Origin of the sequence: Variovorax humicola (genome assembly GCF_037889915.1) — a bacterium.
Classification (GTDB): Bacteria; Pseudomonadota; Gammaproteobacteria; order Burkholderiales; family Burkholderiaceae_C; genus Variovorax; species Variovorax humicola.
Genome location: NZ_JBBKZV010000046.1, coordinates 1 through 14,689, shown reverse-complemented (window position 1 = coordinate 14,689; position 14,689 = coordinate 1). Strand labels below are relative to the sequence as shown.

Genomic DNA, 14,689 nt, shown 5'->3' with positions numbered 1-14,689 from the left:
CAGGGAACCATCCTATGACGAAACACATCATGCAAGCGACGTTCGCGGCGCTCATTGCCCTGCCGCTTGCCGTGCACGCCGCAGACATGCAGCGCCGGGTCGAAGTTGCACGGCTCGGCGCCGACGTAATGCCATTCAGCCTCAGTACGACCACGCACATCTTTGCCAAGATCGCCGACGGTGGAACCCAGCGCGTGGTCGCCAAGAACAGCGCCGACACGAAGCAGGTCGACCTCGTTCGCGCCCACCTGCATGACATCCAAGCCGAGTTTCTCAAAGGGGACTTCTCCGGTCCTTCCCACATCCATGGAGAACAGATGCCGGGGCTGGCGCAGCTCAAGGCCGCCAAGCCGGGCCAGGTCGCCATCGCGTACAAGGACGTGGAGGGCGGCGCAGAGCTGACGTATCGGACATCTGATGTGAAGCTTGTGTCGGCACTGCATGCCTGGTTCGACGCGCAGCTCTCCGACCACGGAGCAGACGCAATGGCCGGCCATCAACACCACTCTCACGATGAGATGCAGAAGCGGTAAGGGGCCAGGCTTCCTTCCGGCCCAGCGCGACCACACGGCATGAAGGCACTCACCCACCACGGCGTGCTGGCCGCCCTCGGAGCGGCGGCGCTCTTCGGCGCTGGTACGCCAGTTGCAAACTGCTCGGTATCTGAGGAGTCCTTCATGATTGCTTTCGCTTCGCTGCTCGCCGGCCTGGTCTTTGGCCTCGGCCTCATCGTGTCCGGCATGGTCAATCCGGCCAAGGTGCTTGGCTTCCTGGACCTCGCGGGTCACTGGGACCCCTCCCTGGCTTTCGTCATGGCGGGCGCCATCGTGGGCGCCGTCGCCTTCGCAGTCGCCAACCGTCGTACCCGGTCCTTTCTCGGCGCCGAAATACGGCTGCCTTCGGGTCGCCACATCGACCGCCGCCTGGTGCTCGGAAGCGTGCTCTTCGGCATTGGCTGGGGCGTCGCAGGCTTCTGCCCGGGCCCGGCTCTTGTTTCGCTCGGCATGGGCGAAGCCAAGGCGCTCGTCTTCATGGCCGCCATGCTGGTGGGAATGGGCGCCTTCGAGTTCTTCGAGCGCCGCAAGCGCGTGCCGGTGCCGCACGCCGCCTGAGGTCAGTCGATGACGAACATGGCGACTTGGCTCGCGGTGCTGGCCACGGTGGCCCTCCTCGCGGTCTACGAGGTCGCGCTCGCCTTCGGGCATCGCCGAAAGCTCGAACGCCTCGCGCGCACCGCGCATGCGGCGCTGCGCGAGGAATGGTTCGCGGCCGTCTCGGCACAGAAGGGCTCGGAAATCCTGGCGGTGCAGACGCTGCGCAATTCGCTGATGTCGGCCACGATGACGGCCTAGACGGCCTCGACGGCCGCGCTGGCGCCGGCGGATGTGGACGGGCTCGTCGTGCTCGGTCCGCAATTCCACGAGGCGCGACCATGTTCGTGCCGGCCATGGTCGGCGAATACCTCGGCGTGCGGCTGAACTTCGCCGAAGTGGCCGATCTCGGCGGTGCCAGCTCGGTCGGCATGGTGTGGCGAGCCGCGGCGGCCATCGAGTTGGGGCTCGCCAACACCGTGCTGTGCGTGATCCCTTCGCGCCTGGCGCCAGTGGCCGAGAACGACAAGCTTGAGAGACAGGCCTATGCGCACACCCATCGGTGTGGCGATGGCGATCCTCGTGGCCTGCGCCGCGGTGTATTCGGTTCTCGCCCCGTGCCACACCGCCGCTGGCGGCAACGCACATCGCGGTCGACCGGATGCAACTGAACACCCTGGCACGCTCGAAGGCCGGCCTGGTGACGGCGGGCGAATTGAGGAACATCCTGGTCTCCGCCCGACGAGGGTCGGAGCTGGCTGCCGGCCACCGTCGCACCGCAGCGCTACGCGCTGATCACGCAGATCGTGTTCGTCATCGACCTCGTCGGCATGGCGGTGGGTCATGAGGGCTGGATCCTTCGCACCGAAGACGGCGGCAAGAGCTGGAAAGAAGTCGCCTTCGACAAGGAGAACGGCGAGCCGCTGATGAGCATCGCGAAGCTGCCGTCGGGACACTGGCTGGCCGTCGGCGCCTTCGGCCGCACCCTGCGCTCCACCGACTGCCCAGCCCGTGGCGCCGCAGTCGCCTGGAGCCGTCAAATGACCATCACCAACGCCAAGCCATCCCGGGTCGACGCGCTCGTCGCGCGCATCGCACGCACCCTGATCGCCTTGCGCAAGCCGCTCGGCATCATCTCCCTGCTCATCACGCTCGCACTCGGCTGGTCGGCGACGCGCGTGCACCTGGACCCCGGCTTCAACAAGCTGATCCCGCTTCGCCACTCGTTCATGGCGGCGTTCCTCGAGCACGACGCGCGATTCTCTGGCGCCAACCGCATCCTGGTGAACGTGCAGTGGAAGGGCCAGGGCGACATCTACAACGCCGAGTTCCTGAAGGTGCTGCGCGGCGTGACCGACGAGGTGTTCTTCACCCCCGGCGTCAACCGCGGCCAGGTGTTCTCGCTGTTCACGCCGGCTTCGCCCTTTCCTCTCTACAGCGCATTGCGGATCTTTTTCCAGAACCGCTCACATCGTGTCATCAACAGTGGGCGTTCGCCAGCGAAGTACTACCGTGCGTAGATTGGCCCTTCACTGCATGCAGCTTCATTCCGAGATGGAACCAGTCGAGGATTTTTGGCGCGACGCGCGGCACGACCGAGGTCACCAGTGAGCGCATGCCCCTGGCTCCGTCGGTGAGGACGTCGACGAGTGTGGCTGGTGTCCAGCCGCTTTGCTCGATCGCAGCAGCGATCAGCACCGTTGTGAGCGTTCGCCGCGGAAGCGAACAGACGAAGCGCCGGCCCATGAGACCGTCGCGCTCGACACGACCTGCGATGACCTCGAACTTGGCTGCATCCTGGTAGGGCAAGGCGTTCAGAATCGTTCCGTCAATCCGCCGCCAAGTGGAACCCAGGTCAGGATGAGCGGCACGTTGGCTGCGCCACTGCGCATCATGAGCTCGCGAGGCCGATTACGCTCATTCCGGTGCCACAGAGATCTCGGCATCGACGACCGGTTCCCGATTTCCTGCCTTAGCGGATTTTGAAGGTTCGGCCCTCTGCTGTGACCACGCCCCACCGCACATCAGGGTGAAGAAGCAAGGAGGTGCGCGATTCAACAAGTTGACGTTGCAGCGCGAGTCGGCTGGCTACCCCATGAGCAGCGCCTCATACTCATGACCAAAGTGATGCAAGGAACTTTCCACCACCGTCGCTGCGCCGTCGATAAGCCCGCATCGACCGCTGCCAGGGAGGAGATTGCACAGGTTCGCCAGCGCATCAAGGTCGCTTCTCACGCCGCGCCCGGTGTCGATCCGATTGAGGACCCGAGCAAGCTGGAAGGTGCCGCTCTTGCAGGGCGGGCATTGTCCACATGAGCCCTGGGCGAAGAAGCTCACGTACTCCGCGACCTTGCGCACGATGCTCGTGCCTTCGGACACCACAATCATCGCGCCCGTCCCCAGGCGCGAGCGCCGCTGCCGAACCGAGTCGAAGTCCAGCGGTACATCCAGATCGCCACGGGTGAGCAGAGTGTTGGACGGCCCGCCGGTGAACACCGCCTTGAACTCCTTGCCCTGCAGCATGCCCGCGCCATGCTCGAAGACCAGCTCCTGCAGGCTCGTTCCCATCGGCAGTTCGTAAAGTCCGGGCCGCAGCACATCGCCCGACAATGAATAGAGCTTGGTGCCAGAGGCATCCCCTAGGCCCAGGCCGCAATACCAGGCCGCCCCGTTGCCCAAGATGCCAGGCAGATGCGCCAGGGTCTCGGTGTTGTTAACGATGGTGGGTGACCCACGCACGCCGTGCTCGGCCGGAAAGGGCGGCTTGCGGCGCGGGAAGGGAAAGCCTCCCTCGACCGTCGCGATCACCGCCGTTTCCTCGCCGCCGATGTAGAGCCCCGAACTCGGCACCACCGAAAGCGACAGCGGCCCGCCCAGGAAGGCCTCCAGCGTTGAGAAGTACTCGTGCTCACGCCACTGGCCTGCTGCCTTGCGGACGACGGATAGGGCACGCGCCTCGTTCGGATTCACGTACAGCACCACGTGGTTGGCGCGGGTGGCGACGGCCGCGATAAGCGCCCCCTCGATCACCTGGTGCGGCGTGTGCTCAAGCAGGAACCGGTCCTTGAAGGTCCCTGGCTCGTCCTCGTTTCCGTTGCAGATGACGTACTTATCGCCCTCGGGAGCGGCGGCCACGGGCGCCCACTTGCGATGCGTCGGAAACCCGGCTCCCCCCATGCCGCGCAGGCCAGCCCGGTCGATCTCCGGGATCACCGCGTCAGGCTCGCGCAGGGCTTTAGCCAAGCCCTTGCCGCCACCGCGAGATAACCACGCCGCGAGGTCGGCACCGACGCGGATGTCGTCCTTCAAGAGCACCTGGTTTGGCTTGTGCATTGCTTTTCTGCGCCCGCTCTGGTCAACGCACGCCGGCCACCACGCGCGGCCGTTCCTGCGGCCGCATGTCCGCATCGGCACGGAGGTCGAAGTGCGCGTAGTCGGGGAAGAGCTGCGGCGATCGCAGATCCAGCGGCAGGCTCGCCAGCATAAGCTCGCGTTGCCACGCATGCACGTGCGAGATGCCGACCCGGCCGGTGATCAAGCTGCCCGCCGATTCGGCCGCCTTCGCGCCAGCGCGCCTTCCCATGCTCAGGATGTCGAGCAGCGCATTGCCCATCAGCCGGTTGCGACCGTGGATGCCTCCGGTGAGCTCGCCAACGCAGTGCAGGCAGGCGACCTCGGTGGCGCCATGCTTGTCGATGGCGACACCGCCATTCTGGTAGTGCAGCGTGGGGTAGACCATGAAAGGCTCCGCGGCCGGATCGTGGCCGCACCTGTGGGCCAGATGCCGCAACGTGACCAACCGCTTCTCCAGAATGCCAGGGTTTTCTCTTTCGAGCGTCGGAGTGTCGAGGAAGACGCCGACCTGCCCGTCGCGCTCGATCCCCCGGCCTTCCCCGCACTCCCGCAGGATTGCGGAGGCCACTACGTCGCGCGCCTTGAGCTCATCCACGAAGCGGTCTCCCTGCCCGTTGATCAGCTTGGCACCCGCCGAGCGCGCCGCCTCCGAGATCAATCCGCCCGCCAGATGAGGGGGATAGGCGATGCCGGTTGGGTGGTATTGAAAGGAGTCGAGCTCGCGCAGCCTCGCGCCCACACGGTAGGCCAGCACCAACCCGTCGGCGGTGGCGCCATAGTGGTTGGAGGTGGGAAAGCGGTTCAAGTGCAGCCGGCCCGCTCCGCCCGTGGCCAGAATGACCGAGCGCGACCGCACCATCACGAAGCTGCGCCACTCAAGGTTGTAGATCACGGCACCGGCGCATCGACCGCGGTCGTCGGACAGCAACTCCACCGCCGGGCAGCGGTTCCAGACCGAGATGCCGGGTTCGAGGTCTACAGCCTCGCGCAGCACGCGCATCATTTCGAGACCGGTGTAGTCGCGGTAAGAATGAATGCGCGCCGCCGACGCACCGCCCGGCTTCTTGCGCAGGAGCCTGCCACCCATGGGGCCGCCCTCGTCGAGGTCGAACGTCATGCCGAGCTGGATCAACCAGCGCAGCACGTCCGGGCCATCCATCACCATCTGCGCCACCAACTCGGGCTCCGCGCAATGATGCCCGGCGCGCAGGGTGTCCTCAAAATGAAGTTGCGGACTGTCGTCCGTGCCCACGGCGGCCTGGATGCCCCCCTCCGCCATCACCGTGTTGCTGTCACCCAGCCGCAGCTTGGTGGCAAGGATCACCTTCGCGCCTTGCCGGGCCGCGGTGAGTGCCGCGGCGCAGCCGGCGCCGCCGCCACCAATGACCAGCACGTCGGTTGTCAGCAGTTGCGCGCCGGCAAGATCGATGTCGTCGATGAGCGAGTTGGCCTGAAGCAGCCGCGCGAGATCGGGCTGGCAGGCATCGCCGCGGTTGACGCCGACGGCCAACGGAACGCGGGCGTTGGCCCCGTGGTCGGGGTGCCAGTCCTTGAGCAATTGCTGGACCGGCGTGGCGTCTTCGCGAAATGCGGGCGCTACGACGGCCTGATAGCGCCGGCGCGCTTCTTCATAGGGAATCGAGCTTGCCATCGTCTCCGGTCTCCCCTCAGGGTGTCGGCTGCGCGCCCGGCGCATCGAAGTCAATCGCCATGTCGCCGCGCTCGATCTGCTCCAACCGCCGCATCAGGTCGGCGGGCCGCAGCGACAGGCTGGCGACAATGCGCCGGACGAACAGCCCCAGGTGGTTCGGGTCGATGTTCTCGGGGCATGCCAGCGTGCACAGGTTGCACATGACGCACTCGTCGAACACCTGGCCGGACGCGGTCAGCTCTCCATCCACCGCCAGGTTGACGCCGCGCTGCACTTCCAGTCCCTTGGGGCAGGCGCGGTCGCAGCCGCCGCAGTGGCGGCAGTGCGGTGCCTCGGGAAAGAACTCAAGGAGCTTGCGCGGCGCCTGCCAGCTGTCGGCGATGTCCTCAATGCGGTAGACATGGCGGGTCGAGGGTGTCAGGTAGTCGATGAACGAAACTTGCATGCCCTCCTCGATGACCGTCTCGCAGGCAAGTTCCGTCTTGACTTCCTGCAGGCCCGCACGACGGACCATCACGCGACAGGAGCCACACACGCCCTGGCCCATGCAGCCGACACCCGCGACGAGCGTCTCCCCAGCCTGCACGAAGGCCTGCAGGATCGAGCTGGTGGCCGGTGCCTCGATCGACCGGCCTTCGACAATGAGGCGTACCATCCTGTCGGCTTTCTCTTCGGCCGCGCGTTCAGGCGCAACGGGTGATCCCTTCGATGGCGGGTGAAGAAACAATAGCACAGCGAGGAGATCCCATGAGTATCTTCTGGAAGGCTCTGGCGCCCATGGCCCTGGCGATCGCTATCGCCCTGATTCCTGCGCCCGCCGGATTGGGGCAACATGCGTGGTACTACTTCGCGATCTTCGCCGGCGTGATCGTAGGGCTGATGCTTGAGCCAATCCCGGGCGCGGCCATAGGCCTCATCGCAGTCACACTGGTCGCGGTATTGTCGGAGTGGGTCTTCTTCAGCCCCGCGGAACTCGCCAGGCCAGGCTTCAAGGCGGCCAACGCATCGCTTTCCTGGGCCCTGTCCGGCTTTGCCAACGGCACTGTCTGGCTGATCTTCGGCGCCTTCATGTTCGCCCTCGGCTACGAGAAGACCGGCTTGGGCAAGCGCATCGCATTGCTGCTGGTACGGTCGATGGGCCGCCGGACTCTCACCCTGGGCTACGCGATTGCGGCGGCGGACACGCTGCTGGCGCCCTTTACGCCGTCCAACACGGCGCGCAGCGGCGGAACCATCTTCCCCGTCATCCGCAACCTGCCCCCGCTGTACGGTTCCAGGCCCAACGATCCCTCCGCCCGCCGCATCGGCTCGTATCTCATGTGGACTGCGATCGCCACCACCTGCGTGACGAGCTCGATGTTCCTTACCGCGCTAGCCCCTAACCTGCTGGCGGTCGAACTGGCCAAGAAGGCGGCCAACGTGGAGATCGGCTGGATGCGCTGGTTCCTGGCCTTCGCGCCGGCGGGCATTCTGATGCTGCTGGCGGTACCCTTGCTCACCTACGTGCTGTACCCGCCGGAAGTGAAGGAAGGCAAGGAGGTACCGGCCTGGGCGACAAAGGAACTTCTCGAGATGGGCGGGCTTTCTAGCCGGGAGATCATCCTGGCCGTGCTGGTGCTGATTGCGCTCGTTCTTTGGATCTTCGGCGGCGACTTCATCAACGCCACGACGGCAGCCCTCGTGGTCATCGCGCTGATGCTCATCACCCGCGTTGTCACGTGGGAGGACATGCTGGCCAACAAGCAGGCATGGAACACCTACGCCTGGTTCGCCACGCTCGTCGCACTGGCAGACGGCTTGGGGCGCACCGGCTTCGTCAAGTGGTTTGCCGACACCATCGCGGCCCACATGGTCGGCTTCTCGCCCACCGTCGCGGCGATTGTGCTGGTGCTGATCTTCTACTTCTCGCACTACCTGTTCGCCAGCGTCACCGCCCACACCACGGCCATGCTGCCGGTGATGCTGGCCGTGGGCTCGAGCGTGCCGGGCATGCCCATGGAGCCTTTCACGCTGATGATGGTGGTTACCCTGGGCATCATGGGCATCCTCACGCCCTACGGCACGGGGCCGAGCCCGGTGTACTTCGGCAGCGGATACCTGCCAGCCGCCGACTACTGGCGGCTCGGCGGCATCTTTGGCGTGATCTTCATTGTGCTGTTCCTACTGGTGAACGTGCTGCCCAGGGTGCTGTAGTCGACAGAGTCTGCAAGCATGTGGCGCGGAGGCGCTGCGGGCGCGGCAGAAGGCTGAAATTTCAAGATATCGACGGTGCGGCCGACCTGCTGGAGCGGGGCCGATGACTGCCCGAAAACGCGCCTGCGGCGCTGGTCTTCGCTGCTGTCGGCAGCCCTGCTTGCAGCGCAGCTCATGTTCCCGGAATGAGGTTTACGCTCTTCCCGCCCAGATTCCCTCAGAGCTGAATTCGGCAGGAGACCAAGGCGCAATGCAATGCCCACCGGCACCAGCATTCTGGTCAGCACCGGAACAGCGCCAAGGTCGTTGATCAGCCAGCGCCCGCGACCAATCGTTGTGGATTCGACATTGGGCCCCTACCATCGCGGAACGGTCATGGTCACATTACCGTCATTTCTCAAATCCACCTTACTTTCGACATTGACAAATTTTCCGGAGGGCTCGCGATGAAGAAATACGTGGCGCTCATGCTGCCGATGGCTGCTTGGGCGGGCATCGGTACGGCTTCGGCTCAATCCTCCATCATTGTCTTTGCGGTGGTGGATAACTCCGTCAGCGGCTATCGGAACCAGGCCAAGGGCCCGCTCGGCACCTCTGTGACAACAAGCCAGACCGCCCTGACCAGTTCTGCCTTGACGCCCAGCCGCTTCGGCTTTCGCGGCAGGGAAGACCTCGGCGGCGGGCTGGGGGCCAGCTTTTGGCTCGAAGCTGGCGTCAATACCAATGACGGTACAGGCGCCGGACCGGATGGTCTTGTTCAGTTCAACCGACGATCTACCGTCAGCATCGACGATGGCGATCTGGGCGAGTTACGCCTGGGCCGCGACTACACGCCGACGTACTGGAACGACAGCCTGTTCGATCCTTTCGGAGTGAACGGCGTCGGCACGAGCCTGATCGCCACCGCCAGCGGGCAGGCTCCACCGGGCAGTTTCAAGAGCGGATGGTCAAACGCGCAATATTCGCGTGCCAGCAACTCGATCGGCTATCACTTGCCGGAGCTGGGCGGCTTCTACGGCCAGGTCATGTATGCCTTCAACGAAAAGATCACGTACGACCCGGGCGGCACGACACCTCCCGGCGTGGCTGCGATCGCCGCCAATCCGGCGCTGGCAGCAACCCCCGACAACGCACGTGCCGGCCGATACGTCGGGGCGCGCGGCGGCTACAGGAGCGGACCAGTGGACGTGGCACTGTCGTACGGCGAAAGCACCGTCGGATCCAATTACTACGTTGGCTCGACCACCACCATCAAGATCTGGAACGTCGCTGGTTCATACAACTTCGGAATAGCCAAGGTCCTGGGGGAGTACTCGAACAACAAGATGGACACAAGTCTCGCGACCAACGCCTTCAATCCTTTCGGCGTCACCAGGCCGGAATTCGACGGCATTCTGATCGGCGTAGTAGCACCCTTGGGGCAGGGCGACCTCCGCGCCTCGTACTCCGCGGTCCGGTACAAGCACGTCAACATGAACACCTTCGGGCTCAACCCGGACCCGAAGGCAGACAAGTTCGCGATCGGGTACGTCTACAACTTTTCCAAGCGAACGGCCGTGTACGCGACCTTCGCCTACCTGAGCAACAAGGACGGCGCGGGCTTGACGATCGGTGGACCGAACTACTACACGCAGGCGATTGCAGGCGTGGCGCCGGTGCCGGACAAATCGTACGGCTACGACCTGGGCCTGCGCCTCTCGTTCTGATCCTGCTGCGAGATCGGATCGGTCGACTACCCATCCAACCCCTCGACGATGCCAAAGTCATCGGCGTCGTGCGCGAGTTCACCAAGCCGCTTCGATAAGATCCGGGAGAGTTCATGAGCGTTCGAGAGCGTAACAACGTGCTGGTCGGCGGGGCCGGCCCTGACACGGTCATCTTTGCCCACGGCTTTGGTTGCGACTTGCACATGTGGAGGCTGCTCGAGCCAGCCTATGCCGCGCGATATAGGACCGTGCTGTTCGACCACGTCGGCGCTGGAGAGTCGGACCTGGCAGCCTATGAGGCAGAAAAGTATTCAACTCTTGCTGGCTATGCCGACGATCTTGTGGAGATCGCGCAGGAATTCGGCGGGGGCCGGACGATCGTCTTCGGGCACTCGGTGAGCGCGATGATCGGAATGCTGGCCGACCTGGCTTCGCCCGGCATCTTTGCAGCTCACGTCATGATCGGGCCGTCCCCTTGCTATGTGAACGATGAAGGCTACGTCGGCGGGTTTTCTCGAGAAGATGTGGACTCGCTCCTGAGAACGCTCGAGGGCAACTATCTCGGCTGGTCAAGCAACATGGCTCCTGTGATCATGGGTGCACCCGGGCAGCCTGAACTCGGCGCTGAGTTGGTCAACAGCTTCTGCCGTACCGACCCGGACATCGCGGCGCGCTTCGCGCGGGCGACCTTCCTCGCCGACCATCGCGCCGACTTGCCCCGGCTTGCGACGCCTACCCTCATCCTCCAATGCGACGATGACATCATCGCGCCGGTCGCAGTGGGGGAGTACATGGCGCGGACCCTGCCCGACGCCGAGCTGGTGGTCATCGAGAACGTGGGGCACTGTCCGCATCTGAGTTCCCCGGGTGCAAGCGCGGACGCAATCGATGCCTTCTTGGCTGGGCGTGGCCTTTGAGCGCGCCTGATGTCGAGTTCCCAGGCGAGGAGCCGGCGCCGCTCGATGACGCAGCATGCGGACTGCTCACGACCGATGGGAAGGGGGTGATCCTCGCCGCCAATAATACGTTTTGCGCCTGGATCGGCATGGGAAAGAGCGATTTGGTGCGCCGCCTGCGGGTTCAGGATTTGCTCACCATGGGAGGGCGAATATTTCACCAGACACACTGGGCGCCATTGCTTCAGTTGCAGGGCTCGGTCTCCGAAGTCAAGCTGGAAATCAAGCATCGCGACGGCACCATCGTGCCAATCATCCTCAACGCGGTCCGGCGCGAGCGCAACGGCGCGATCGTGCACGACTTGGCCATGTTCGTCGCCCGCGACCGGGACGTCTATGAAAGCGAATTGCTGGCATCGCGGGAGGAACTCAGGCTTTTGGTGCACGAGGCCACGCGGCTGCAGGAAGAGGCGAAGGACCGGGCCCTTTTTGCTGAGCAGATGGTAGGTATCGTGAGCCACGATCTGCGCAATCCTCTTTCGGCGATCCATTTGGGGGTGCTCGCCCTGTCGCGCGGCGAACTCACTTCCAATCAGATCCGGGTGCTTGGCCGTATCTCGCGCTCCACCGAACGCGCGCACCGGCTCATTGCAGACCTGTTGGACTTCACCGCCGCGCGCGTTGGCAAGGGCTTGTCCGTATCTCCGAAGGCAGTGAACCTGCATGGCGTTGTTGCGGACTCTGTGGAGGAATTGGGGATGGCGTACGCGGACCGGCGAATTGCGCATGTCCAGGAAGGCGCGGGCAGTTGCCGCGTTGATCCAGATAGGATGTCGCAGCTGCTGGGCAATCTCGTTTCGAATGCCGTAGCATACGGTGACCCCTCACGCCCTGTGACCGTGTCGTCTCGGATCGGGCCAGGGGGATGTGCGGCGGTCGAAGTTCATAACTTCGGCCCGCCGATCCCGGCCGACACATTGCCTGTGCTATTCCAACCCATGGTTCGCGGGGATGTGGGAGGAGCAGCGCGCAGCGTGGGACTTGGGCTATACATTGTCAGAGAGATTGCCGAGGCACACGGCGGCACCATAACCGTACTGTCAAGCACGGACCTGGGCACCACGTTCACCGCAACTTTTCCTTTAGACCCCACCCCGGGGGCCTGAGTTACCGTCTTATAGACAAGCGGAGCCTCTGCCGGATCCTGTTATTGATCTTCTCTAAAAACAGGTCCTTTAGCCAAAACCGTCGAAGTACGATGGGCGAACGTCCATGTCCACGCGCTCGACCGTCCATGGCGGCGTCACGTCCAAGCAGTTGTCGATAGCTCAGTGCCGTCCATCGCGTCACCTCGGTTCGGAGAACGTGCCGTCTCCGCTCGTCGCGCTCCTCTGAGTAAGAAACTATTGCCTGGCTCCGCCGATAGCGCAAAACTGCAATAGCGCCCTTCTCGGTCCCTGCCCGACCGTGGATCACGGCTAGGCGCATTCGCCAGCCGGACACTCAAGTCTGCACGCCAGCCATGTTCTCTGACAACGAATAACTGGTTCCGCGGCAGTCCCTCGCTGGGGCGCTGCAGGCATGGCCGGCCCTACGTTGAAACCATGTTGCCGTCGCGGCTCCTGCGCAGTAAAAGCACGCTATTGCTCCAAGAGGAAAAAGCATGTTGGCAGCCGATTGCGCTTGGGCCGTACTGCGTGCCGAGCACGCACACATTCGCGAACTGCTTACCCTCGTCGAAAACGCCGTGGAATCCGGCGGCTGGGCCTTTGGGGGATCCCAGGCGCAGCAGTTGTCCGCATTGATCGAGCGCGTGCAGGCTTTCGATCAAACCACACATCGGCCCAAGGGGGTGGTTTTGGTACAAGCGCTACGGGGTCGGTCGGTGCAAGCCGACGATCTGCTGATCCGGCTCGAAAGCGCCCGCGATCATGGCGACGAACTGCTGACCGAGGCCACGAACAGGTTGAAAGCTGCAGCATCAGGCGTGCCCATTGCCGCCAGTGGAGTCGACGCGCTGTTGAAAGAGCACCGCCTGCTGGTGCTCGCCCATCTCGACGAAGAGGACTCTCTGCTATGTACCCACACCGCCGAGCACCTGACCCGCGAAGATTGGGCGGCGGTGGCCTCTTCGATCTCGGTGACCATGGTGCCTGCCAAAGTCTGATGGTCGGGCGTGCCGACAACGCCAAACTTGAATGCTAGCGAACGGTCCGGCACTATGAAGACGTCCTTGCGCGAATCGAATATCTCGCCGCGTCTTAACCTGACGGACGTTCTGCGCTCAAACACACCCTTGCACCGCTGCTGTCCATGGCGAATGTCGAACGCCTGCTTCGCTCAGCCAATGAAGGCAAGACGATAACTGCGTGGGGCTCGACCAAGGACAGTTGACTCGGCGTGCAATTGCGGTGGTGCTTGCAGGCGGACGGGGCTCGCGCCTGCATCAGCTGACGCTGTCGGTGAATACGGCCGCTCCAAGCTCGCGCGCGAGACGGACAACCTCAACCTGCTGCCCGAGCCAACGGCGAGAACGGCCTGGACATGACGGTAGGAGGCCCCGCCATGGTCACTACCGTCGGAAACGTCGCGTTGTCCGGCAAGACCTCGAAAGGCTACGACACTGGCATTCGCCACGCCTTCAAACTACCGCTCGTGTCAAGCGCACCGTAGGTTGCCGCTGCCCCAACAACCCGCCATCCGCTGTCATCGGACCGTGCCTGTGCGCGCGATGCTCACACCTTTTATTGCAACTGGAGACGATCATGGGCTTCCTTTCGGAGATTCTGGGCGGTCTCGCCAACAACGCGCTCGGCGGACGCGGGGACACGCGCACGGCGGGCGGCGCACGCAGTCCGTTGCTGATGGCCTTGCTGCCAATCGTGCTCAGCATGCTCAGCCAGCGCGCGCGGAACAGTAGCGGCGCCGCCGCCTCTGCGAGCGGGGGTGGCTTCGGCGGACTCGGCGATTTGCTCGAACGCTTCACGCAACGTGGATACGGCCCGCAAGCAGCTTCATGGGTGGGAACTGGCGAGAACAAGCCGTTGCCCCCGGAAGCGATCGATGAAGTCTTCGACACCCAGGAACTCCAACAGATGGCCAATCAGGCCGGTGTCAGTCGCGACGACGTGCGATCGGGCCTGTCCGAGTTGCTGCCGGACGTCATTGACCACGTGACCCCAGGAGGCGCCGTGCCAGAGGCCGATTCACTGAGCGCCAGCGTGGACGACTACCTCCGGCGCTTGTCCTGAGCGGCGCGGCGGCTCTGCCCGCAGCGCAATCCAATGTTGATAACAGACATTTGGATATCGATTCTCGAGGTGCGTGAGCGCCGGGTTCGTTCAAACTCGTCACGCTCATCGGCATCGCGCACCGTGCCGCTGTTGTTCCTTGTCTTACTCATGTGCCGAGCCCCGGCGGCACCGCAGTTTGTCGTTGTAAAGGACGATCGACCTTGTTGCAGGAAGTGAGAGCGGGCCAATGTGGGGGCTACCCTGCCCTCCTGAACAGTTCTGGGTCCCATCGAGAGCCTGGACAAGGCTTTGGCGGGCGAAGCGGAATCGGCATCGCCCGCGGCTTGAACTCGTCGTTGAGCACACGCACCCTCACCTGCGCCAGCAGATGCGCACCTTCGTCGGACCAGCGCATTTGTCGATGCCTGGCCATGCGACTGCTGACGACCTGATTCCCCCGATGGCCACTCAAACTGCTCCACTTGTGGCCAGGTCAAACTGCTCCACCTGGCCACCGGTGTTTGAGGCGCTGATTTCGGCGTCGTCGTAGATCGGAGCCTGGCCG

15 protein-coding genes are annotated in these 14,689 nt (G+C 64.0%); 11 read left to right on the top strand and 4 right to left on the bottom strand.

Translation table 11 applies throughout. The features are described 5' to 3' along the window. The first annotated feature begins 14 nt into the window (after positions 1-14). From WKW80_RS33985 to WKW80_RS33965, 5 genes are all read left to right on the top strand, one after another. Complete coding sequence (locus WKW80_RS33985) at positions 15-533, top strand: aspartate carbamoyltransferase (RefSeq protein WP_340367983.1); 519 nt, start codon at positions 15-17, stop codon at positions 531-533. A 144-nt stretch (positions 534-677) separates the two neighbouring features. After that, a complete protein-coding gene (locus tag WKW80_RS33980; protein WP_340367982.1) occupies positions 678-1,112 on the top strand; it encodes a DUF6691 family protein in 435 nt (144 codons plus the stop codon). 18 nt (positions 1,113-1,130) lie between these two features. Next, positions 1,131-1,352, top strand: coding sequence for a DUF599 family protein (locus tag WKW80_RS33975; RefSeq protein WP_340367981.1), 222 nt, complete (start codon positions 1,131-1,133; stop codon positions 1,350-1,352). A gap of 80 nt (positions 1,353-1,432) precedes the next feature. Then, positions 1,433-1,762, top strand: a complete 330-nt coding sequence (locus WKW80_RS33970; protein ID WP_340367980.1) for a hypothetical protein — start codon at positions 1,433-1,435, stop codon at positions 1,760-1,762. A 135-nt stretch (positions 1,763-1,897) separates the two neighbouring features. Then, positions 1,898-2,611 carry a WD40/YVTN/BNR-like repeat-containing protein gene (locus tag WKW80_RS33965; protein WP_340367979.1) on the top strand — a complete coding sequence of 238 codons (714 nt, stop codon included), beginning with the start codon at positions 1,898-1,900 and terminating at the stop codon, positions 2,609-2,611. On the opposite strand, the gene WKW80_RS33960 is transcribed toward WKW80_RS33965, so the two are convergent. From WKW80_RS33960 to WKW80_RS33945, 4 genes are all read right to left on the bottom strand, one after another. After that, positions 2,571-2,900, bottom strand: a complete 330-nt coding sequence (locus tag WKW80_RS33960) for a hypothetical protein (protein ID WP_340367978.1) — start codon at positions 2,898-2,900, stop codon at positions 2,571-2,573. The two genes, WKW80_RS33965 and WKW80_RS33960, sit on opposite strands and share 41 nt — an antisense overlap. A gap of 279 nt (positions 2,901-3,179) precedes the next feature. Beyond that, positions 3,180-4,424 carry a complex I 51 kDa subunit family protein gene (locus WKW80_RS33955; RefSeq protein ID WP_340367977.1) on the bottom strand — a complete coding sequence of 415 codons (1,245 nt, stop codon included), beginning with the start codon at positions 4,422-4,424 and terminating at the stop codon, positions 3,180-3,182. 22 nt (positions 4,425-4,446) lie between these two features. Then, positions 4,447-6,096, bottom strand: coding sequence for an FAD-dependent oxidoreductase (locus tag WKW80_RS33950; RefSeq protein WP_340368005.1), 1,650 nt, complete (start codon positions 6,094-6,096; stop codon positions 4,447-4,449). Between the two features lie 16 nt (positions 6,097-6,112). Beyond that, on the bottom strand, positions 6,113-6,751 hold the full coding sequence (locus WKW80_RS33945) for a 2Fe-2S iron-sulfur cluster-binding protein (RefSeq protein ID WP_340367976.1): 639 nt from the start codon (positions 6,749-6,751) through the stop codon (positions 6,113-6,115). 92 nt (positions 6,752-6,843) lie between these two features. Between WKW80_RS33945 and WKW80_RS33940 the strand changes: the two genes are divergently transcribed. From WKW80_RS33940 to WKW80_RS33915, 6 genes are all read left to right on the top strand, one after another. Continuing rightward, a complete protein-coding gene (locus WKW80_RS33940; RefSeq protein WP_340367975.1) occupies positions 6,844-8,289 on the top strand; it encodes an anion permease in 1,446 nt (481 codons plus the stop codon). A gap of 467 nt (positions 8,290-8,756) precedes the next feature. Next, positions 8,757-9,995: a porin gene (locus WKW80_RS33935; RefSeq protein ID WP_340368004.1), complete on the top strand. Its 1,239-nt coding sequence runs from the start codon at positions 8,757-8,759 to the stop codon at positions 9,993-9,995. Positions 9,996-10,108: 113 nt separating this feature from the next. Next, positions 10,109-10,912, top strand: coding sequence for an alpha/beta fold hydrolase (locus tag WKW80_RS33930; RefSeq protein WP_340367974.1), 804 nt, complete (start codon positions 10,109-10,111; stop codon positions 10,910-10,912). Between the two features lie 86 nt (positions 10,913-10,998). Next, on the top strand, positions 10,999-12,057 hold the full coding sequence (locus WKW80_RS33925; protein ID WP_340367973.1) for a PAS domain-containing sensor histidine kinase: 1,059 nt from the start codon (positions 10,999-11,001) through the stop codon (positions 12,055-12,057). Positions 12,058-12,554: 497 nt separating this feature from the next. After that, the gene (locus WKW80_RS33920; protein WP_340367972.1) at positions 12,555-13,058 is read left to right on the top strand and encodes a hemerythrin domain-containing protein; all 504 of its coding nucleotides are present in this window, start codon (positions 12,555-12,557) and stop codon (positions 13,056-13,058) included. A 598-nt stretch (positions 13,059-13,656) separates the two neighbouring features. Continuing rightward, on the top strand, positions 13,657-14,142 hold the full coding sequence (locus tag WKW80_RS33915; protein WP_340367971.1) for a YidB family protein: 486 nt from the start codon (positions 13,657-13,659) through the stop codon (positions 14,140-14,142). Positions 14,143-14,689 lie beyond the last annotated feature (547 nt).

Bases quoted from the DNA above. Each gene is read 5' to 3' on its own strand.
- WKW80_RS33955 (WP_340367977.1), bottom strand. From the start codon at position 4,424: ATGCACAAGCCAAACCAGGTGCTCTTGAAGGACGACATCCGCGTCGGT.
- WKW80_RS33915 (WP_340367971.1), top strand. From the start codon at position 13,657: ATGGGCTTCCTTTCGGAGATTCTGGGCGGTCTCGCCAACAACGCGCTC.
- WKW80_RS33980 (WP_340367982.1), top strand. From the start codon at position 678: ATGATTGCTTTCGCTTCGCTGCTCGCCGGCCTGGTCTTTGGCCTCGGC.
- WKW80_RS33975 (WP_340367981.1), top strand. From the start codon at position 1,131: ATGGCGACTTGGCTCGCGGTGCTGGCCACGGTGGCCCTCCTCGCGGTC.
- WKW80_RS33985 (WP_340367983.1), top strand. From the start codon at position 15: ATGACGAAACACATCATGCAAGCGACGTTCGCGGCGCTCATTGCCCTG.
- WKW80_RS33930 (WP_340367974.1), top strand. From the start codon at position 10,109: ATGAGCGTTCGAGAGCGTAACAACGTGCTGGTCGGCGGGGCCGGCCCT.
- WKW80_RS33970 (WP_340367980.1), top strand. From the start codon at position 1,433: ATGTTCGTGCCGGCCATGGTCGGCGAATACCTCGGCGTGCGGCTGAAC.
- WKW80_RS33950 (WP_340368005.1), bottom strand. From the start codon at position 6,096: ATGGCAAGCTCGATTCCCTATGAAGAAGCGCGCCGGCGCTATCAGGCC.
- WKW80_RS33945 (WP_340367976.1), bottom strand. From the start codon at position 6,751: ATGGTACGCCTCATTGTCGAAGGCCGGTCGATCGAGGCACCGGCCACC.
- WKW80_RS33920 (WP_340367972.1), top strand. From the start codon at position 12,555: ATGTTGGCAGCCGATTGCGCTTGGGCCGTACTGCGTGCCGAGCACGCA.
- WKW80_RS33935 (WP_340368004.1), top strand. From the start codon at position 8,757: ATGCTGCCGATGGCTGCTTGGGCGGGCATCGGTACGGCTTCGGCTCAA.
- WKW80_RS33940 (WP_340367975.1), top strand. From the start codon at position 6,844: ATGAGTATCTTCTGGAAGGCTCTGGCGCCCATGGCCCTGGCGATCGCT.